Raw genomic sequence first — 17,827 nt, forward strand, 5'->3', positions numbered from 1 at the left:
ACCCAGAAGATCGCAGATGAATTCGCGGGACATGGTGCAACTCCTGTTGTGTTGCCTCTTTGTTCTCATATTCAGCCGATTCTGTAAAGAACTTTTTAGGAACATTTAATCAAGATAAACGCGATCAGCCCACATTGATCAGCCGGATCGCCTGATCCTGCTGCATCAGCCACATCAGGAACCGGACCGCCTGCCCTCGCGGCGTGTCCAGCATCGCATCGCGTTCCAGCAGCGCGCGCGCATCCTGCCGCGCCACCGCCATCAACCCGGTCTGATGTTCCAGATCGCCGATGTGAAAACGCGGCAGGCCGGATTGCGCCGTGCCGATCACATCGCCCGCGCCGCGCATCGACAGATCGACCTCGGCGATGCGAAAGCCGTCCTCGGTGTCGCGCAGCGTGGTCAGCCGTTCCGCAGCCGTACCGTTCAGCGGCGGATGATACATCAGCACACAGGTCGAGGCCCCCTGCCCGCGCCCGACCCGGCCGCGCAATTGATGCAGCTGCGCAAGGCCGAAATTCTCGGCCCGCTCGATCACCATGATCGTCGCTTCGGGGACATCCACCCCGACCTCGATCACCGTGGTCGCAACCAGAATGCGGGCCCGCCCGCTGGAGAAATCACCCATGGCGGCGTCGCGCTGATCAGGTGGCATCTGGCCGTGGACCAGCCGCACCTCGTCGCCGAACCGGGCGCGAAGCGACTGAAACCGCGCCTCGGCGGCGGTCAGTTCGCTGACCTCGCTTTCATCGACCAGCGGGCAAACCCAATAGGCGCGCGCGCCCTTGTCCAGCGCGGATCGCAGCCGCGCCACCACCTCGTCCAGCCGCTGATCGCTGATCATCACGGTCGTGACGGGCTGCCGGCCCGGAGGCTTTTCGTCCAGCACCGACAGGTCCAGATCGCCATATTGTGTCAGCGCCAAAGACCGGGGAATGGGCGTCGCGGTCATGATCAGCATGTCGGGCGGCGCCTCGCCCTTGGCCGACAGTTCCAGCCGCTGCGCCACGCCAAACCGGTGCTGTTCGTCGATGATGGCCAGCCTCAGGTCGTGGAAATGCACGTCCTTCTGAAACACCGCATGCGTGCCGACCAGAATGCCGATCCGCCCTTCGGCCAGATCCGTCAGGATGCGGTTGCGCGCCTCGCCCTTGTTGCGTCCGGTCAGCGCCTCCAGCCGGACACCCGCCGCCCGCGCCAAAGGTTCCAGCGCGCGCGCATGCTGACGGGCCAGAAGCTCGGTCGGGGCCATCAGCACCGCCTGCCCGCCCGCCTCGACCGCGATCAGTGCGGCCATCAGCGCCACCAGCGTCTTGCCTGCGCCGACATCGCCCTGCAACAGCCGGTTCATGCGCCGGTCGCCGGCCATGTCGGCGGCAATGTCCCGCACGGCGCGGGTTTGCGCCCCGGTCGGTGGCCAGGGCAAACTGTCCAGCACGGCCTGCCGCAGCCGCCCGTCGCCCGCGCTTGGCCGCCCCCGCACCTGCCGCTTTTCGCGCCGCACCAGCGCCAGGGTCATCTGATGGGCCAGAAATTCGTCATAGGCCAGCCGCGCCCGCGCCGGGCTGTCCGGCGACAGGTCACGCGGCGATTGTGGCGCATGGGCCAGCCGCAGCGCCTCTGCAAAGCCGGGCCAGCCGCGTTCCGCCAGCAGCGCCGGGTCGATCCATTCCTCGACCTCGGGGACATGCTGCATCGCGCCCTCGACCGCGCGCGCCATCATGCGCTGTGTCAGCCCGGCTGACAGCGGATAGACGGGCTCGAATGTGGCAGGCGTGGGCTCATCCTCGCGCAGGATGTGGTCGGGATGAACCATCTGCGCAAGGTTGTCGAACAGTTCGACCTTGCCGCTGACGATGCGGCGTTGGCCGGTTGGAAGCTGCTTTTCGATCCAGTCGCCACGCGGGTGAAAAAATACCAGCGTCAGATCGCCGCCCGAATCGTCGCCGCAAAGCACCCGCAGCGGTCGCCCCCGTCCTGTCGGCGGCATATGCCGCCCGACAGTGACCGCCAGCGTGACGATTTCGGGCGGGCGCGCCTCGGCGATCCGCTGGACCGGGCGGCGGGTGACACCGCTGTTCGGCAGGGTCAGGATCAGGTCGCGGGGCCGCTCGACCCCCATCTGAGCCAGCGCGGCCCGCCCCTTGGGGCCAATGCCGGGCATTGTCTCGATCCCCGCGAATAGCGGGAACAGCGCCGGAGGTCTGCCCTTTGGCGCGCTCATCCGGTCGCGATCCGCAGCCATTCGTCCTCGTCGATGACCGCGACGCCCAGATCGACCGCCTTTTGGGCCTTGGATCCCGCGCCCGGCCCGGCGATCACCAGATCGGTCTTTGCGCTGACCGATCCGACGACCTTGGCCCCCATCGCCTCGGCCCGCGCCTTGGCCTCGGCCCGCGTCATGCGTTCCAGCGTGCCGGTGAACACCAGTGTCTTGCCGCTGATTTCGGTGTCGGTGCTGGACTGCGTCTGGTCGGGCTGAATGTCCAGCCCGGCGGCCAGACGGTCGATGCTGGCGCGTTCGCCGGGTTGGGAAAACGCCGTGACAAGCGATTGGGCAAGAACCTCGCCAATGCCGTCGATGCCGACCATGTCATCCCAGGCTGCACGCGACGCATCCAGAGACGGTTCAGCCTGCCAGATCGAATCGCGGATCTGTTTCAGTCTGGCCCGGCGCCCTTCGGCGACTGCATTGGCACGTTCGCGCATCACCGCATCCTCGACCTGCAAATGCCGACGCGCGGCAGGCGCAGCCAGATCGACCGCCGCCACCAGCGCATCCCAGGTTCCGAAATGCCGCGCCAGCGTGGCAGCCGCAACCTCGCCCACATGCCGGATGCCAAGTGCAAAGATCAACCGGTTCGGCGCAATGCGGCGCCGTTCCTCGATTGCGGCGAACAGTTTCTCGACCGAGCGTTCCCCGAAACCGTCACGGTTCTTCAGTTTGGTCAGATTGCCCGTATCGCGCGCGGCAAGAGTGAATATGTCGGCGGGTTCGCGGATCGGCAGGGTGGTGTCCGCAAAGAACATCTCGACCTGTTTCGCGCCCAGCCCTTCGATGTCAAAGGCCGCGCGCCCGACGAAATGTTTCAGCTTTTCAATTGCCTGCGCGGGGCATATCAGCCCGCCCGTGCAGCGGCGCACCGAATCGCCGGGCTCGCGGATCGCATCCGAACCGCATTCGGGACAGACGGTCGGAAACAGGTACGGCACGCTGTCCGCAGGGCGACGGGCCGGGTCCAGATCGGCGATTTTCGGGATCACGTCACCGGCGCGATAGACTTGCACCCAATCGCCTTCGCGGATGTCGCGCCCCTCGCGGATCGGGGCACCCGTGCTGTCACGACCGGCGATGTAATCCTCGTTATGCAGGGTCGCGTTCGAGACGACGACCCCGCCCACCGTCACCGGATCAAGCCGCGCGACGGGGGACAGCGCGCCGGTGCGGCCCACCTGAATTTCGATCCGGTCCAGCCGCGTCCACGCGGTTTCCGCCGGGAATTTATGCGCCAGTGCCCATCGGGGCGTGGTCGAGCGGAACCCCAGCCGCGCCTGAAGGGACAGATCATTGACCTTGTAGACCACTCCGTCGATGTCATAGCCCAAGGTAGCGCGGCGCTGTTCGATATCGGTCCAGACCGCGATCATCTGCGCAACGTCACTGCAAAGCCGCGTCAGCGGGTTGATGCTGAACCCAAGGCTTTCCAGCCGCTGCACCGCACCCATCTGCGTAGCGGCCAGCCGTTCGGTCAGATCTCCCCAGCTGTAGGCAAAGAATTTCAACGGCCTGCTGGCAGTGATCCGTGCATCAAGCTGGCGCAGCGAACCTGCGGCGGCGTTGCGCGGATTGGCAAAGACCCGGCCACTGTCGCCCGCGTTCAGCCGCGCGAAATCGTCATGGGCCATATAGACCTCGCCCCGGACCTCGACAATGCCGGGGGCGTGGCCGGTCAGGGTCTGCGGAATATCGGCGATGGTGCGGGCATTGGCGGTGACGTTTTCGCCCACCGTCCCGTCACCCCGCGTCGCGGCCTGCACCAGTTTCCCGTCCTCGTAACGCAGAGACAGCGACAGGCCGTCGATCTTGGGTTCTGCCGTGAAATCCAGCGGCGCATCGGCCGGCAGGTTCAGAAAGCTGCGGATGCGGGCGACGAAATCGGTCACGTCCTCTTCGCTGAAGGCATTGCCAAGCGACATCATGCGCTGCGCATGGGTAATCTTGCCGAACCCCTCGGCCGGAGCGGCCCCGACCCTGCCGGTCGGACTGTCAGCGCGGGCAAGATCGGGAAACGCCTGCTCAAGCGCGCGCAGGCGGCGCTTTTGCGCGTCATATTCGGCGTCGCTGAGGGTCGGCGCATCGTTGGCGTGGTAATCCTCATCCGCTGCCGCGATGCTTGCCGACAACCGGGCGATTTCATCCCCGGCTTGCCCGGAGGTCAGGTCGCCGACAGCCTGCCGGTCCTGTTCGTTGCTTTCCGTCATCTTCCGCCCACTCCGTCCGGTCATACCATTGATCACCGGTTCTATACGACAGCGACCCCGTCCGCGCCCAGAGCCGAGGTGATCCACCGCCACCCGAACATGAAAAAACCGCCGGTCCGGGAGGAGAGGACCGGCGGTCGTTGAAGAAGAACCCGTGCCTTTGGCCTGATCCGCCGACGCGGATCAGGCACCTATTGCCAGACGCTCTTCCTCGGCCGGGGAAGGATCGCGCAGCACATAACCACGCCCCCAGACCGTCTCGATATGGTTTTTGCCGCCCAACGCCTCGGACAGCTTTTTCCGCAACTTGCAGATAAAGACGTCAATGATCTTCAGTTCGGGCTCGTCCATGCCGCCGTAAAGATGATTGAGGAACATCTCTTTCGTCAGCGTCGTGCCCTTGCGCAATGTCAAAAGCTCTAGAATCTGGTACTCTTTCCCCGTCAGATTGACGGGTTTGCCATTCACCTCGACCGAGCGCGCGTCAAGATTGACCACAATATCGCCGGTGCGGATGATCGCCTGCGCATGCCCCTTGGAGCGGCGGATAATCGCCTGAATCCGGGCCTGCAACTCGTCACGGTTAAATGGTTTGGTCATGTAATCATCTGCGCCGAACCCAAACCCGCGCAACTTGCTTTCCGTATTGTCCGAGCCCGTCAGGATCAGGATCGGCGTATCGACGCGCGCCAAACGGATATGGCGCAGCACCTCCATCCCGTGCATGTCCGGCAAATCCAGATCCAGAAGGATCAGGTCGTAGTCGTACAGTTTCGCGAGGTCGATGCCCTCTTCTCCCATATCCGTACGAAAGACATTATAGCTTGCCGCAGTCAGCATCAGCTCAATGGCGCGCGCGGTACTGGGGTCGTCCTCAACAAGTAAAATTCGCATGACGTGATCTTGTCCCTGATTCGCCTAAGGTCTTAACAACCTTCGCGTGAATTACTTAATATGAGGTTACTATAAGCCGAATCGGGGGCAATCCGCAACTTAAGGTTGTCTAAATTTTTGCAGAGCCGTCACCTTCAGCGCCGCCGCCCCGTGCCGCCGCATGGCACTGCACCAGCCGTCAAATTCCTCATCCGACAGGCCATAGCGGCGCAGCGCATCATCGCGCGAGATCAGGCCGTAATCGACGGCGTTTATGACGATCTTTTTTCGGCTTGCGACCCAACGCGTTGCCGGCCCCGGCAGATCGGCGACGCTTAGAACAGAGCCATCGGCAAGAATGGCGGTGCGGGGGTGATCAGATTTCTTCACGAACATTCGACTGGTCCTTGTTCATCCGATACGGACCATGCCGGAAAGCCCTTAAACCGCAGTTAGCCCCCGCCGCTTATGCGGGTTGAGAATGCGGGACATTTGCCTATATTTTGACGCAAATTCTGCCGGCCTGCCGGCCATCGGAGCCCGCCCATGACCATGATTCCGCCCGCCCGCACCCTGGCGCGCGACAGCGAATTGAACAGCCTCGGCTTTGCCAAACCACCCGCGCAGACGCGCGTGGTGGTGGCGATGTCGGGCGGCGTCGATAGTTCGGTCGTCGCGGCACGGCTGAAATCCCAGGGTTACGATGTCATCGGCGTGACCCTGCAACTTTACGATCACGGCGCGGCGCTGGCGAAAAAGGGGGCATGCTGTGCGGGGCAGGACATCCATGACGCCCGCCGCGTCGCCGAACGCATGGGCTTTCCCCATTACGTGCTGGATTACGAGAACCGGTTTCGCGAATCGGTGATCGACGAATTCGCCGATGCCTATCTGGCCGGGGCGACCCCGGTGCCCTGTATCCGCTGCAATGAGCGCGTGAAATTCCGCGACCTGCTGGAAACCGCGCGCGATCTGGATGCCGATTGCATGGCAACCGGCCATTATATTCAGCGCAAACAGGGCCCTCAGCGGGCCGAACTGCACATGGCCGCCGACGCCAATCGCGACCAAAGCTATTTTCTGTTCTCGACCACGCAGGAACAGCTTGATTTCCTGCGCTTTCCGCTGGGGCATCTGGCCAGCAAGGCCGAAACCCGCGCGCTGGCCGCCGAATACGGACTGGCCGTCGCTGACAAGCCCGACAGTCAGGACATCTGTTTCGTGCCGAATGGCGACTATGCCTCGGTCATCGAAAAACTGCGCCCCGGCGCGGCGGACCCCGGTGAAATCGTGGATCCGGACGGCAATGTTCTGGGCCACCATCGCGGCGTGATCCATTATACCATCGGCCAGCGGCGAGGTTTGGGCATCGGGGGGCTGGGCGATCCGCTGTATGTCATCCGGCTGGATCCCGATGCGCGGCAGGTCGTCGTCGGCCCGAAATCGGCGCTGGCCACATCCATTGTGCCCGTCTCTGAAGTGAACTGGCTGGGCGATCTGCCCTTTCAGGGCGAAATTCCATGCCTGGTCCGCATCCGCTCGACCCGCCCGCCCCGGCCTGCGATCCTGCGCCCGGTCGGCCCGACCCGCGCCGAAGTCGAATTGCTGGACCCGGAAGAGGGCGTCAGCCCCGGTCAGGCCTGCGTCTTTTACGCGCCGGACAGCACCCGCGTCCTGGGTGGCGGCTGGATCACACTGCGCCGGAGGCCAGCAGCCTGATCCGCTGCACCATCGCGCGCAGACCATTCGACCGCTGTGCCGACAGATGCTCGTCCAGCCCCAGCCGCGCCATTTCGGCCTGCGCGTCCACCTGCCCCACCTCGGCCAGTGTCAGCCCGGAATACAGCGCATGCAGGATCGCGATCAGCCCCCGCACGATCATCGCGTCACTGTCGCCCTGAAAGTCAAAGCGTCCCTCTGCGATGGCCGGCATGATCCAGACCTGACTGGCGCAACCCTCGACCCTGGTGGCGGGAACCTGCAATGCGGACTCCATCGGCGGCATGGCCTTGCCCAGTTCGATCACATGGCGATAGCGATCCTCCCAGTCGTCAAGGAAGTCGAATGTCTCGGCAATGTCTTCGAATGCGGGGCTGGCCATGGGGTCTCCTTTTGGATCTCGGGTTAGCGCGCGCGGCACGGAAGGTCAAAGAGGCTTTCACACCCCGCCGCTTTCCCCTAACAATCGGGCAAAACCGCCCGAGGGATGCCGATATGACCAGACCGACCGCTCCGCTGCTGATCCTGGCCCTGCTGCTTGCTGGCTGTGGGGGCAATTTCAGCGACAGTGGCTGGAACCCCCTGGGGTGGTTCGGAGGCGGCAGCGGCGGCACCAGCGATACCCTGGCTCCCGATGGCGGTTTCGATCAAAGCGACGATCAAAGGCCCGGCATCCCCCAGATCGCCACGGCCCGGTGGGAACCGTTGCAGGAAGGCCGCCTGCTGGTCGTCACCGGAAATGTCCCGACCAAGGGTTATCACGACGCCGCCCTGATCCCGGCCAGCGCCCATCCCGGCGGCCGGATGTCACCCGATCCCGACGGCGTGCTGCGTCTGCGCTTTGTCGCGGTCCCGCCCCTGCCCGACAACCCGACTGCGGGTATGCCCGCCAACCCGGCGGTGGATTCCATCACCGCCGCGCTGTCCCTGCCCAACATCGTGCTGGCGCGCATCAACGCTGTCGAGATTGCCGGTGCCTCGAACGTCGTCAGTCTGCGCCGCTGACAGGGCAACGCCTTGTCAGTCATGATGAACGTCGCGGCAACATTTGCGTCGCGGCCTGCGCGCCCGGTTGCGCGCAAGCCTGTCACCTCAAGCCGAAATGCGATTGCGCCGATCCAGCCGCATTGAACAGTTGACGGATCAAGATCCCGCGACTAGCGTGCCCGTCAATGATGACCGGCCAGTCCGGCAGGGAGAAAGTGTTTCTTACACGAAAGGGGCCAGAGCGCAGCTTCTGGCCCCTTTTCCATTTATGCGGCACGTCAACGCAAGGTGAAGGGGCTGGTATATCTTTGCCCTGACAATCGCCTTGGGACATGCTAGGCGGCAACATGCATCAAGCAAAGGGAATAACGAGCATGACCATGAAACCCTCGCATGCACTACTGGCCATTCTGGCCGTGATCGCGGCTCCGGCTTTCGCGCAGACCCCACCCGCTACTCCGACCGAGGCACCTGCGACCGAAGCACCTGCCGAAGCACCGCCGACAGAGGCACCGGCGACCGAAGCACCGGCGACCGAAGCACCGGCGGCAGAGGCACCCGCGACCGAAGCACCCGCAGCCGAAGCGGCACCCGCAGATGGGCAGCCCGCACCGGCTGATGCGGCCAATGCCGCCCCGGCCGAGCAGCAGCCCGGACAAGCCTATGTCAAATCGACCCATGGCGACTGGCTGATCCGCTGCATCCGCACCGGGCAGGATGCCGAACCCTGCGAGATGTACCAGTTGCTGAAAGACGCCTCGGGCAATCCGCTTGGCGAGGCGACCGTGGTTCCGCTGGTCAATGCCGAAGTCGCCGCCGGCGTCACCTTCCTTGCGCCGCTGGAAACCGATCTGATGCAGGGGCTTGGCTTTGCGGTGGATAACGGCAAGCCGCGCGCCTATCCGTTCAGCTTCTGCGCGCAAATCGGGTGTTTCTCGCGTGTCGGCTTTAACAGCGACGAAGTCGCCCAGATGAAACGCGGCAACAGCGCGACGCTGACAATGCTGCGCATGGGCGACGATCCGAAAAACCTGGTCAGCCTGCCTGTGTCGCTGTCGGGCTTTACCGCCGCCTTTGACGAGATGTCGAAAATCGCCGCCGATGCCCGCGCGCAAATGGATACGCAGGGCGAGGCCCCGAAACCGGCGCAATAGGCGTTCCGCAAGTTTCACGAAACCGCGCCGCTTCCGGCGCGGTTTTTTCATGCGCGCCCCGTCCGGGCGGCGTCCGGGCCGCGTCAGACCCGGTTCAGCGCGATCACCGCGTTGAAACCGCCAAAGGCGAAGGCATTCGACAGCACCGCCTGAACCCGCGCCTCGCGCGCCTCGTTCGGGACCACGTCCAGCGCGCATTCTGGGTCGGGTTCCTGATAGCCAATGGTTGGCGCGATGATCCCGTCGTGCAGGGCCATGATGCAGGCCAGCAGCTCGACCGCACCGGTGCCGCCGATCAGATGGCCATGCATGGATTTGGTGGATGACATCATCAGGCGGTCGGCATGATGGCCAAAGGCATGGGCCACGGCGGCGCATTCGGTCTTGTCATTGGCCGCCGTTCCGGTGCCATGGGCGTTGATGTAACCCACCTGATCCGGGTTCAGCCCGGCATCCTGCAAGGCCCCGGTGATCGCGCGTTCCGCCCCCTGCGCCGAAGGCATGACGATATCCTGCGCGTCCGAAGACATGGCAAATCCGGTCACTTCGGCCAGAATATCGGCGCCGCGCGCACGCGCATGTTCGAAATCCTCAAAGACAAAGACGCCCGCGCCCTCGCCCTGCACCATGCCGTTGCGATTGGCGCTGAAGGGGCGGCAGGCATCCCTGGACATGACGCGCAGCCCCTCCCACGCCTTGACGCCGCCAAAGCACAGCATCGCCTCGGATCCGCCGGTCAGCATCACCTGCGCCGCGCCCGAGCGGACCATCTGGAAGGCCAGCCCCATCGCGTGATTCGAGCTGGCGCAGGCCGTCGCGACGGTGAACGAGGGGCCGCGCAGCCCGAATTCCATCGAGACATGGCTGGCCGCCGCGTTGTTCATCAGCTTGGGCACCACAAAGGGATGGACGCGATTCTTGCCCTCTTCATAGACGGCGCGGTAATTTTCATCCCAGGTGTTCAGCCCGCCGCCCGCCGTCCCCAGGATCACGCCCGAGCGCAGCCCCAGCTTGCCCGCGAAATTCAGCCCGCATTGTGCCACCGCCTGCTTGGCGGCCAGCAGTGTGAACTGGGTGAACTTGTCGTAAAGCAGGATTTGCTGGCGGTTGAAATGATCCTCGGCCCGCCAGTCATGAACCTGAGCGCCGATCTGAATGGACAGCCGGTCCACATCGCGGAAATCAAGCTGCGTGATCCCGCAGCGCCCCTCGCGAAACGCCTCAAGCGTGGCCGAAACGTCATGCCCCAGAGCGTTGACCGTCCCTGCCCCGGTGATGGCCACACGCCGCAGACCGTTGCGGTTCACCGGCGCGTTGGCCGTCTGCACTGCGGGCGCGGACGTCTTGCCGCCGTCACCGGTCGTGCTCATGCAGCCTTTTCCGACACCAGACGTTCGACGGCGGCAATGATCGTGCCCATGTTGGTGATGTCGAAATCGGATTTATCCGGCTCATTCGCGTTGAAGGGGATGGTGATGTCGAACTCTTCTTCCAGCGCAAAGATCGATTCGACCAGACCAAGGCTGTCGATGCCAAGATCCTGCGGCGTCGCCTCGTCAGTGATCTGGTCAGGTTCAAGCATCGCCTGTTCTGAGATAATGTCGCGGATACGGGATGAAATGGTCTGGGTCATGCGGCCTCCTGTTCAGTCCTTTTCCAACAGGCGGGTAACGGCTTCCTGAAGTCTGGACAATTGTTCTGCGAAGCGCGGCAATCGGCGCATCGCCTTCTGGATCTCCATCTGGGTTTCCATCTTTACGGCCGGGTTGCCCAGAACGACGCGCCCGGCTGGAACGCGGGTAAAGATTTTGGCCGCACCCCCCGCGATCACATCGTCGCCGATGACGATGTTGTCGTTCACGCCGACCTTTCCGGCCAGAACGACACGGTTGCCGACCCGTGACGACCCGGCGATGCCCACCTGCGAACACAAAAGGCAATCTTCGCCGATTTCGACATTGTGGCCAAGCATGACAAGATTGTCGATCTTGGTGCCCGATCCCACACGCGTCGCCCGGATCGTGCCGCGGTCGATGGTGGTGTTCGCGCCGATCTCGACATCGTTGCCGATCTCGACCCCGCCAAGCGAATGGATGCGCGTCCAGTGCTGTTCGGCAAACCCCTCGCGCCTGCCCAGAGTGCGGCGGATTTCCTCGATGCCCGATTCCTCGGGCGTGACAAAGGAAAACCCGTCGCCACCGATGGCCGCGCCCGCCTGCACGATCAGCCGGTCGCCTGCCGTCACGCCATGGGCGATGCGCACGCCCGGATGCAGCAACACGTCGTCGCCGATCACCGAATCCCGTCCGACCGACACATGAGAGCCGATCCGAGCCCCCGCCCCGATTCGCACATTCGCCCCGATCACCACGAAGGGGCCGATGGCCGCGCCCGTGCCGATCCGCGCAGTCGGGTCGATGACGGCAGAGGGATGGATACCCGGCGCAATGCCGGGGCCGCGATCAAAGGCGCGGGTCAGCCCGGCCATGACCAGACGTGGACGCGGCGCAAAGATCGCGGCTTTCAGGCCGTAGGTTTCGGGTTCCATCCCCACGGCCAGAATCGCCATGCTGCCCGGTTTCAACGATTCCGCGTATTTGGGGGCCATGGCCAGCGCGATGATACCGCCATCAGGCCCGACCGGTTCCGCACCCGCAGGCTCGGACGCGCCCGTCACCCGCAGTGAGAGGTCGCCCCATGCCTGCGCATTCAGCTTATGCGCGAGTTCGCCGATGGTAACTATCATGACAGGCCCCTTTCCACGGGGCGGCTTAATCGTTCTGCAGGGCCGAATCCAGCCCGGCCTGTTGCAGCTTTGCCCAGATCGCAGCATCCCGCCCATAAATATCGTCAAAATATCGTATCTGACCATATTGATCGGGATATGCGGTGAAATAAACCAGATGCACCGGCAGATTGGGCTTCAGCGCCAGCCAGCGCTCTTTTCCGCTGTCCAGGGCGCGCTGGAACATACCGTGCGGATCGCTGGTCTGCGGTGACAGCAATTGCGTCGCCAGATCGACCGGATCGCCGACGCGAACGCAGCCATGCGAATAGGCGCGGACCCGGTTGCCGAACAGGCTCTTGCCGGGCGTATCGTGCAGATAGATGTTCCACGGGTTCGGAAAGATGAACTTGACGATCCCCAAGGCGTTGTCTTCACTGGGTTTCTGACGCATCCGATAGGGGAAATTCGCCGCCGTGTAGCGACCGAAATCAATCCTGTCGCGCGCGATCACATTACCCCGTCCGTCGATCACATCCAGATGCGACACAGCATACCGGTTCGCCTTGAGGCGTGGCAGATATTCCTTGACTGTAATGGATCGCGGCACGTTCCAGCGCGGGTTCACCACCACATATTCCATCTGATCCGAAAATTCCGGGGTCTGGAAATCCTTCTCGTTCTTGCCGACCACCACGCGGGTCTGAAAGACCTCGTGCCCGCCCTCAATGATTCGGGCGGAAAATTCGGGGATATTGACCCAGACCATGCGCCTATCCAGATCCTCGCCGCCCATCCAGCGCAGACGTTCCAGCGCGACCAGAATCGCGCGGGTCTGCGCGTCACCGCCCGAGTTCAGCCGTCGGATCGTATGCGGCCCGGCGACGCCATCCGGATGCAGCCCCACCGCCTGCTGATAGCGCGCGACGGCCTGCGACAGCGCCTCGTCATAGGTGCCGGTCTCGGCCCCCTCGGCGGGAAAACCGATGCTGGCCAGCCGCTGACGCAGCGGCGCGACGCCACCGCCGCGCATGCCGATACGCCAGACCGCCTCGGGGACCGGGGGCAGATTGTCCGAAACCAGAAATTCGCGCTGCCGCCGCAGGGCCTGCTGCAACGCCAGATAGGCCGGGTTCCGGGGCGCAAGTCCGGTCAGGAATCCAGTTGGATCAATGCTTTGAGCGAACTTCCTCATCGTCCCGGCAGTCGGCGGGCGCAACACATTGCGGCGGATCAGCGGATCGGCGCTGGCGGGGCGGATCATACCGCCCGTCATGTCCTGAACGAACCGCGCAAGCACTCTGGCATAAAGCAGCTCGGCCCCCAGATCCTGCCCCGCCGCCGCAAGCTGTTCGGGGCGATAGCGGGTCAGCGGAATGCCATGATCGGGCGCAATGGTCAGCGCCTGACGCAGCGCGTCCCTGCGCCGATCGCCCGCCGGACCGGTAAAAACGCGAGTCAGCCCGTTTTCGCCGTAGAAAGTCGCCAGAACGGGTTCGCGCATGACGGCACGGGCCAAGTCCATTTCGGCCGACGAAAATTCCAGTTTCGGCGCGACCGTCAGGGCGGCGACGGGACAGGCCGACAGCGCGGTCAGCACAAATATAAGCAAAGGTTTCAGCATCTGCCGGTAGTCAGTTAAGATTGTCGGCAGATTGTGCCATTCCAGCCGAACCGCTTCCAGCAGAGGGTACCACAGGACAGCATGCCGCCGCAGGCAGAGACAATTTTGTCACAGCCCCAACTTCTTGCGTCAGCAACCTTTCTGGGCGATTTTCCGCCGATCCGGGCCAAAACACGCTCTGGATGTAATTAACATGTTCCTTTGCGTATCGCTTTTGACGTAATGTTAAGCCATCGGGGATTAACCTCGGCACGCCGCAGAAAAATGTGGCTGCAGAACGAAGCAGGACAGGCGATCAGAAATGACAATCGAACTTATCTCTCGTCGCGGGATACTGGGTGCCTTTGCGGCAACCGCTGTCGTGGCCGCTCCGGTGATGGCGAATGCCTTCGGCTTTTTGCGCGGTGCCGGCGACATGCGGCGTATCCGCATGTATAACGGTCGGACAGGCGAAAATCTTGACACCGTTTATTGGGTCGATGGCAAGTATGTCCGCGAGGCGCTGAACGAACTCAACGTGTTCATGCGCGACGGGCGGACGGGTACGGCAAGCGGCATCGACCCGCGCCCCATTGACGTCGCGGCGGCCTCTCACCGGCTGCTGAAAACCAACGAACCCTTCATGCTGCTGTCGGGCTATCGCTCGCCCCAGACCAATGCGATGCTGCGCCGCAGTTCTCGCGGGGTGGCGCGCAATTCGCTGCATATGGTCGGCAAGGCTGCCGATCTGCGTCTGAAATCGCGCTCGGTCGGGCAGATGTACAGCGCGGCGGTTGCCTGCAAGGCCGGCGGCGTCGGAAAATATTCGCGCTCGAACTTTGTCCATATGGATTGCGGCCCGCTTCGCACCTGGGGCGCCTGAGGCCTGATCGCCTGACCTTTTTTATGCTGCCCATGCAAATGGGCGGCAATTTGCGTGTTTGCAGATTTCGGCTTTTCCATGTTAGCGCGGTGTCCTGACGACTTGTGTGTGTTGTCGGTGGCATCAAGTACAGGGTAATTTCGATCACGTTTCTTTATGCTGCCAGCAGCCCCGCCGCAACGCAGGCGAAGCGTGACAGAAAATCTGGAGACCGGATGACCGCTCAGACAAGCCGACGCCATCGTACTGCCAAGAAGATCCAGGCTGCGGCGATTCGCCTTGCCGTTCAGGACGGGCTGAACAACATCACCACCGAGGCCATCGCCCATGCCGCCGGTGTCAGCGCCCGGACCTTTTTCAACTATTACCCCTACAAGGAAGCGGCGCTGATGGGTCCGCCGCCGGATTACCCGACCGATGCAGCCGAGGCGTTCGTGCAGGGCAGCGGTCATCTGGGCGACGATCTGGACCAGCTTATCACCGCGCATCTGCGCCGTTTCGAGGATGAGCGCGAGATGCTGGGCCATATGATCCGGCTCAGCGTGCAGGATCCCAAGCTGAAGGCGCTGCGCAATAATATCGGCCTGTCCCGGCGCAGCCAGATGACAGTGCTGCTGCGCCGCCGCATGCCCGATCAACCAAAGGGCGTGCTGGACATTCTGGCAGCCGCGATCCTTGCCGCGACCAATGCCGCAGTCGAGGACTGGGCCTTGGGCGATGATGCCGATTTCCTGCCGGTCGCGCGCCGCTATCTTGCGCTGATCCTGCCTGCGGCGAATCTGCTGAACCGCAATGCGTGACGGTCAGGCCGTCAGCATTCGTCGGTACATGTTTTCAAGGAAAACGGCGGCTTCAGCAAAAGGATCATGCCCCGGCCCCAGAACCGCGCGGACCTGAACCTCGAAATCGGCATAATGCTGGGTCATCGCCCAGATCGAAAAGACCAGATGATGCGGGTCAACCCGCGCCAGCCGTCCCTCATCCATCCATCGCTGCAACAGGGCAACGGTGTCATCAACCAGATACCGCAGCCGCCCCGACAGGATCTGATTCAGATGTGGCGCGCCTTGCAGGATCTCATAGGCGAAAAGGCGGCTTTCGCGGGGATAATCGCGCGACATGTCCAGCTTGGCATGGACATAGCGAATGACCTCTTCCAGCGGATCGCCTTCGGGGTCAATGCTCAGCATCGGGCCAAGCCACATATCAAGCAGCGTGGTCAGCAGCGTCCTGTGAATATCATCCTTCGAGGCGAAGTAATACAGCACATTCGGCTTGGACAGCCCGGCGGCATCGGCGATCTGATCGATCGTGGCGCCACGAAAGCCGCTGGCTGAAAACGCCGTCAGCGCCCCTTCGAGAATGATCTCGCGGTTGCGTCGCTGGATGCGCGTCAGTTGTGGTTCTGTCTCGTCGGTCATCGTGCTTTCCGTTTAAAATTGCTTTATCTCTGTGCAGCTTTGCTGGCAATCTGTTTGCAACGATCAGAATACTTGACTGGCAATGGCCGCGTGCTAGCCTTAAATTGACCTTCCGGTCAACTATCAAGGGTGACGCGACGGTACATCCCGGCCCACCAAACCGTTCCTGTTGCCGGGGGCGGCTCGACAGGAAAGACATGACATGACCAATTCCAGCCTAGCCGTCTCTTTGGCAAACATGAAGATCAACGATGAACGGTTATGGGACAGTTTGATGCAAATGGCGCAAATCGGTCCGGGTGTGGCGGGCGGCAACAACCGCCAGACACTGACTGACGCTGATGCCCGGGGCCGCGCGCTGTTTCGCGACTGGTGCGAACAGGCGGGCATGAGCATGGGCCTTGACCGCATGGGCAACATGTTCATGCGGCACGAGGGCGCGGACCCGGACGCCGACCCCGTCTATATCGGCAGCCATCTGGACACGCAGCCCACCGGAGGCAAGTTCGACGGTGTCCTGGGCGTGCTGTCCGGGCTGGAGGTGGTGCGATCCATCCGCGACATGGGCGTGACGACCCGCCGCCCCATCGTCGTGGTGAACTGGACGAACGAGGAAGGCACCCGCTTTGCCCCTGCCATGCTGGCCAGCGGCGTCTATGCCGGGATGCATGACGAGGATTTCGCCAACAGCCGGCAGGACGCCGAAGGCAAGCGTTTCGGCGACGAACTGGACCGCATCGGCTGGCGCGGGACCGAGGATGTCGGCGGCCGCCCCATGCACGCGATGTTCGAATATCACATCGAACAGGGGCCGATCCTTGAGGCCGAAAACCGGCAGATCGGCGTCGTCACCCATGGTCAGGGCCTGTGGTGGTTGCAGGTCACGCTGACCGGCAAGGATGCACATACCGGCAGCACGCCGATGAACATGCGGGTGAATGCGGGCCTTGGCATGGCGCGGATCATCGAGGCCGTGCATCGCATCGCCATGGATCACCAGCCGAATGCCGTGGGCGCGGTGGGTCAGGCCAATGTCTATCCCAACAGCCGCAACGTGATTCCCGGAAAGACGGTGTTCACGATTGATTTCCGCAGCCCCGATCTGGACAAGCTGACCTCGATGCGGTCGAGGTTAGAGGTGGAGGCCGCTGATATTGCGTCCGATCTTGGCCTTGGTATCGAAATCGAGCCGGTCGGCCATTTCGACCCCGTGACCTTCGATGCCGGGCTGGCGCAGTCCCTGCGCGACGCGGCGGGCCGCCTTGGCTATTCCCACATGGATATCGTGTCAGGCGCGGGCCACGACGCCTGCTGGATCAACCGCGTCGCCCCCACGGTGATGATCATGTGCCCCTGCGTGGACGGGCTATCCCATAACGAGGCCGAGGAGATTTCGCCGGAATGGGCGAGTGCCGGGTCGGATGTGCTGCTGCACGCGGTGCTTGAGGCGGCGGAGGTGGTGCGTTGAGCAATGTTTCCTTTTTTCAGCAATATTCGCAAAAAGAAAATCACGGTACCAACAACACCATTCTGCTGCTGCGCCATGTTTATGCGACAAGCCCAAGGCGATTTTATGAGTTAATCGAGGCGTTAACGGAAAATCAAGATTTGTTGCCCAGATTCCAGTTGCAAATCAAACTAAGCAAGAGTGTACCGGACGCGATCATTTCTCAGCCTGCCTTCGGGCTTATCTTTGAAGCAAAGGCTGGCGGCGCACTAGATTTGGGTCAAATCGAACGCCACGCAATAGGAATGGCAGATGCCCAAATGACCTCATCACACTGGCTGATATGTTTAACCAAAGATTCGCCGGACCCAAAGGTGGTTGACGCTCTGAAAGAAATCGAGGCGACTTGCAACATCCATATAATATCAATGACATACACGCAGATCGCCAAGATCACTCGTGACATCACGCCTGATCATGACGAGGCAATGCTTGAAATCATTGAAGACTACGAACGTTTTCTGGAGCGAGAA

17 protein-coding genes are annotated in these 17,827 nt (G+C 62.7%); 7 read left to right on the forward strand and 10 right to left on the reverse strand.

Going from position 1 to position 17,827, the window contains the following annotated elements; all coding sequences use genetic code 11:
* Positions 1-124 precede the first annotated feature (124 nt).
* The 4 genes from recG to ACK5L9_RS03660 all read right to left on the reverse strand — a co-directional run bounded on the left by recG (position 125) and on the right by ACK5L9_RS03660 (position 5,751).
* Positions 125-2,245 (reverse strand): ATP-dependent DNA helicase RecG, encoded by a 2,121-nt coding sequence (gene recG / locus ACK5L9_RS03645; RefSeq protein WP_416910089.1) that lies wholly within the window; start codon positions 2,243-2,245, stop codon positions 125-127.
* Positions 2,221-4,482 carry an NAD-dependent DNA ligase LigA gene (ligA, locus tag ACK5L9_RS03650; RefSeq protein WP_416910090.1) on the reverse strand — a complete coding sequence of 754 codons (2,262 nt, stop codon included), beginning with the start codon at positions 4,480-4,482 and terminating at the stop codon, positions 2,221-2,223. Before ligA ends, recG begins: the two co-directional genes overlap by 25 nt.
* A 183-nt stretch (positions 4,483-4,665) precedes the next feature.
* Positions 4,666-5,376, reverse strand: coding sequence for a response regulator transcription factor CtrA (ctrA, locus tag ACK5L9_RS03655; RefSeq protein ID WP_416910091.1), 711 nt, complete (start codon positions 5,374-5,376; stop codon positions 4,666-4,668).
* 99 nt (positions 5,377-5,475) lie between these two features.
* Complete coding sequence (locus ACK5L9_RS03660; RefSeq protein ID WP_416910092.1) at positions 5,476-5,751, reverse strand: DUF1153 domain-containing protein; 276 nt, start codon at positions 5,749-5,751, stop codon at positions 5,476-5,478.
* A gap of 156 nt (positions 5,752-5,907) precedes the next feature.
* Between ACK5L9_RS03660 and mnmA the strand changes: the two genes are divergently transcribed.
* A complete protein-coding gene (gene mnmA, locus ACK5L9_RS03665) occupies positions 5,908-7,074 on the forward strand; it encodes a tRNA 2-thiouridine(34) synthase MnmA (RefSeq protein WP_416910104.1) in 1,167 nt (388 codons plus the stop codon).
* Here mnmA and ACK5L9_RS03670 read toward each other — a convergent pair.
* Positions 7,046-7,456, reverse strand: coding sequence for a SufE family protein (locus tag ACK5L9_RS03670; protein WP_416910093.1), 411 nt, complete (start codon positions 7,454-7,456; stop codon positions 7,046-7,048). The genes mnmA and ACK5L9_RS03670 overlap by 29 nt on opposite strands.
* A 113-nt stretch (positions 7,457-7,569) precedes the next feature.
* Between ACK5L9_RS03670 and ACK5L9_RS03675 the strand changes: the two genes are divergently transcribed.
* Positions 7,570-8,079 carry a hypothetical protein gene (locus ACK5L9_RS03675; protein WP_416910094.1) on the forward strand — a complete coding sequence of 170 codons (510 nt, stop codon included), beginning with the start codon at positions 7,570-7,572 and terminating at the stop codon, positions 8,077-8,079.
* A 356-nt stretch (positions 8,080-8,435) separates the two neighbouring features.
* Positions 8,436-9,215, forward strand: coding sequence for an invasion associated locus B family protein (locus tag ACK5L9_RS03680; RefSeq protein WP_416910095.1), 780 nt, complete (start codon positions 8,436-8,438; stop codon positions 9,213-9,215).
* Between the two features lie 83 nt (positions 9,216-9,298).
* Here the strand turns inward: ACK5L9_RS03680 and ACK5L9_RS03685 are convergent, their stop codons facing one another.
* The 4 genes from ACK5L9_RS03685 to ACK5L9_RS03700 all read right to left on the reverse strand — a co-directional run bounded on the left by ACK5L9_RS03685 (position 9,299) and on the right by ACK5L9_RS03700 (position 13,564).
* On the reverse strand, positions 9,299-10,507 hold the full coding sequence (locus ACK5L9_RS03685; protein ID WP_416910105.1) for a beta-ketoacyl-[acyl-carrier-protein] synthase family protein: 1,209 nt from the start codon (positions 10,505-10,507) through the stop codon (positions 9,299-9,301).
* Between the two features lie 74 nt (positions 10,508-10,581).
* Positions 10,582-10,848 carry a phosphopantetheine-binding protein gene (locus tag ACK5L9_RS03690; protein ID WP_416910096.1) on the reverse strand — a complete coding sequence of 89 codons (267 nt, stop codon included), beginning with the start codon at positions 10,846-10,848 and terminating at the stop codon, positions 10,582-10,584.
* Between the two features lie 12 nt (positions 10,849-10,860).
* Positions 10,861-11,961, reverse strand: a complete 1,101-nt coding sequence (locus ACK5L9_RS03695; protein ID WP_416910097.1) for a UDP-3-O-(3-hydroxymyristoyl)glucosamine N-acyltransferase — start codon at positions 11,959-11,961, stop codon at positions 10,861-10,863.
* Between the two features lie 25 nt (positions 11,962-11,986).
* The gene (locus ACK5L9_RS03700; RefSeq protein WP_416910098.1) at positions 11,987-13,564 is read right to left on the reverse strand and encodes a L,D-transpeptidase family protein; all 1,578 of its coding nucleotides are present in this window, start codon (positions 13,562-13,564) and stop codon (positions 11,987-11,989) included.
* A gap of 301 nt (positions 13,565-13,865) precedes the next feature.
* Here ACK5L9_RS03700 and ACK5L9_RS03705 point away from each other — a divergent pair, with 301 nt between their 5' ends.
* Positions 13,866-14,426, forward strand: coding sequence for a YcbK family protein (locus ACK5L9_RS03705; RefSeq protein WP_416910099.1), 561 nt, complete (start codon positions 13,866-13,868; stop codon positions 14,424-14,426).
* Between the two features lie 215 nt (positions 14,427-14,641).
* On the forward strand, positions 14,642-15,226 hold the full coding sequence (locus ACK5L9_RS03710; RefSeq protein ID WP_416910100.1) for a TetR/AcrR family transcriptional regulator: 585 nt from the start codon (positions 14,642-14,644) through the stop codon (positions 15,224-15,226).
* Between the two features lie 3 nt (positions 15,227-15,229).
* Here ACK5L9_RS03710 and ACK5L9_RS03715 read toward each other — a convergent pair whose 3' ends face one another.
* Positions 15,230-15,847 carry a TetR family transcriptional regulator C-terminal domain-containing protein gene (locus ACK5L9_RS03715; RefSeq protein WP_416910101.1) on the reverse strand — a complete coding sequence of 206 codons (618 nt, stop codon included), beginning with the start codon at positions 15,845-15,847 and terminating at the stop codon, positions 15,230-15,232.
* Between the two features lie 202 nt (positions 15,848-16,049).
* Here ACK5L9_RS03715 and ACK5L9_RS03720 point away from each other — a divergent pair, with 202 nt between their 5' ends.
* Both ACK5L9_RS03720 and ACK5L9_RS03725 read left to right on the forward strand, forming a co-directional pair.
* A complete protein-coding gene (locus tag ACK5L9_RS03720; RefSeq protein WP_416910102.1) occupies positions 16,050-17,315 on the forward strand; it encodes a Zn-dependent hydrolase in 1,266 nt (421 codons plus the stop codon).
* Positions 17,312-17,827: hypothetical protein (locus ACK5L9_RS03725; protein ID WP_416910103.1), on the forward strand; the 516-nt coding region annotated here is incomplete at its 3' end. The genes ACK5L9_RS03720 and ACK5L9_RS03725, both read left to right, overlap by 4 nt.

Source organism: Paracoccus sp. (in: a-proteobacteria) (assembly GCF_047973135.1).
Taxonomy (GTDB): Bacteria; Pseudomonadota; Alphaproteobacteria; order Rhodobacterales; family Rhodobacteraceae; genus Paracoccus.

Bases quoted from the DNA above. Each gene is read 5' to 3' on its own strand.
- recG (WP_416910089.1), bottom strand. From the start codon at position 2,245: ATGGCTGCGGATCGCGACCGGATGAGCGCGCCAAAGGGCAGACCTCCG.
- ligA (WP_416910090.1), bottom strand. From the start codon at position 4,482: ATGACGGAAAGCAACGAACAGGACCGGCAGGCTGTCGGCGACCTGACC.
- ctrA (WP_416910091.1), bottom strand. From the start codon at position 5,376: ATGCGAATTTTACTTGTTGAGGACGACCCCAGTACCGCGCGCGCCATT.
- ACK5L9_RS03660 (WP_416910092.1), bottom strand. From the start codon at position 5,751: ATGTTCGTGAAGAAATCTGATCACCCCCGCACCGCCATTCTTGCCGAT.
- mnmA (WP_416910104.1), top strand. From the start codon at position 5,908: ATGATTCCGCCCGCCCGCACCCTGGCGCGCGACAGCGAATTGAACAGC.
- ACK5L9_RS03670 (WP_416910093.1), bottom strand. From the start codon at position 7,456: ATGGCCAGCCCCGCATTCGAAGACATTGCCGAGACATTCGACTTCCTT.
- ACK5L9_RS03675 (WP_416910094.1), top strand. From the start codon at position 7,570: ATGACCAGACCGACCGCTCCGCTGCTGATCCTGGCCCTGCTGCTTGCT.
- ACK5L9_RS03680 (WP_416910095.1), top strand. From the start codon at position 8,436: ATGACCATGAAACCCTCGCATGCACTACTGGCCATTCTGGCCGTGATC.
- ACK5L9_RS03690 (WP_416910096.1), bottom strand. From the start codon at position 10,848: ATGACCCAGACCATTTCATCCCGTATCCGCGACATTATCTCAGAACAG.
- ACK5L9_RS03695 (WP_416910097.1), bottom strand. From the start codon at position 11,961: ATGATAGTTACCATCGGCGAACTCGCGCATAAGCTGAATGCGCAGGCA.
- ACK5L9_RS03700 (WP_416910098.1), bottom strand. From the start codon at position 13,564: ATGCTGAAACCTTTGCTTATATTTGTGCTGACCGCGCTGTCGGCCTGT.
- ACK5L9_RS03705 (WP_416910099.1), top strand. From the start codon at position 13,866: ATGACAATCGAACTTATCTCTCGTCGCGGGATACTGGGTGCCTTTGCG.
- ACK5L9_RS03710 (WP_416910100.1), top strand. From the start codon at position 14,642: ATGACCGCTCAGACAAGCCGACGCCATCGTACTGCCAAGAAGATCCAG.
- ACK5L9_RS03715 (WP_416910101.1), bottom strand. From the start codon at position 15,847: ATGACCGACGAGACAGAACCACAACTGACGCGCATCCAGCGACGCAAC.
- ACK5L9_RS03720 (WP_416910102.1), top strand. From the start codon at position 16,050: ATGACCAATTCCAGCCTAGCCGTCTCTTTGGCAAACATGAAGATCAAC.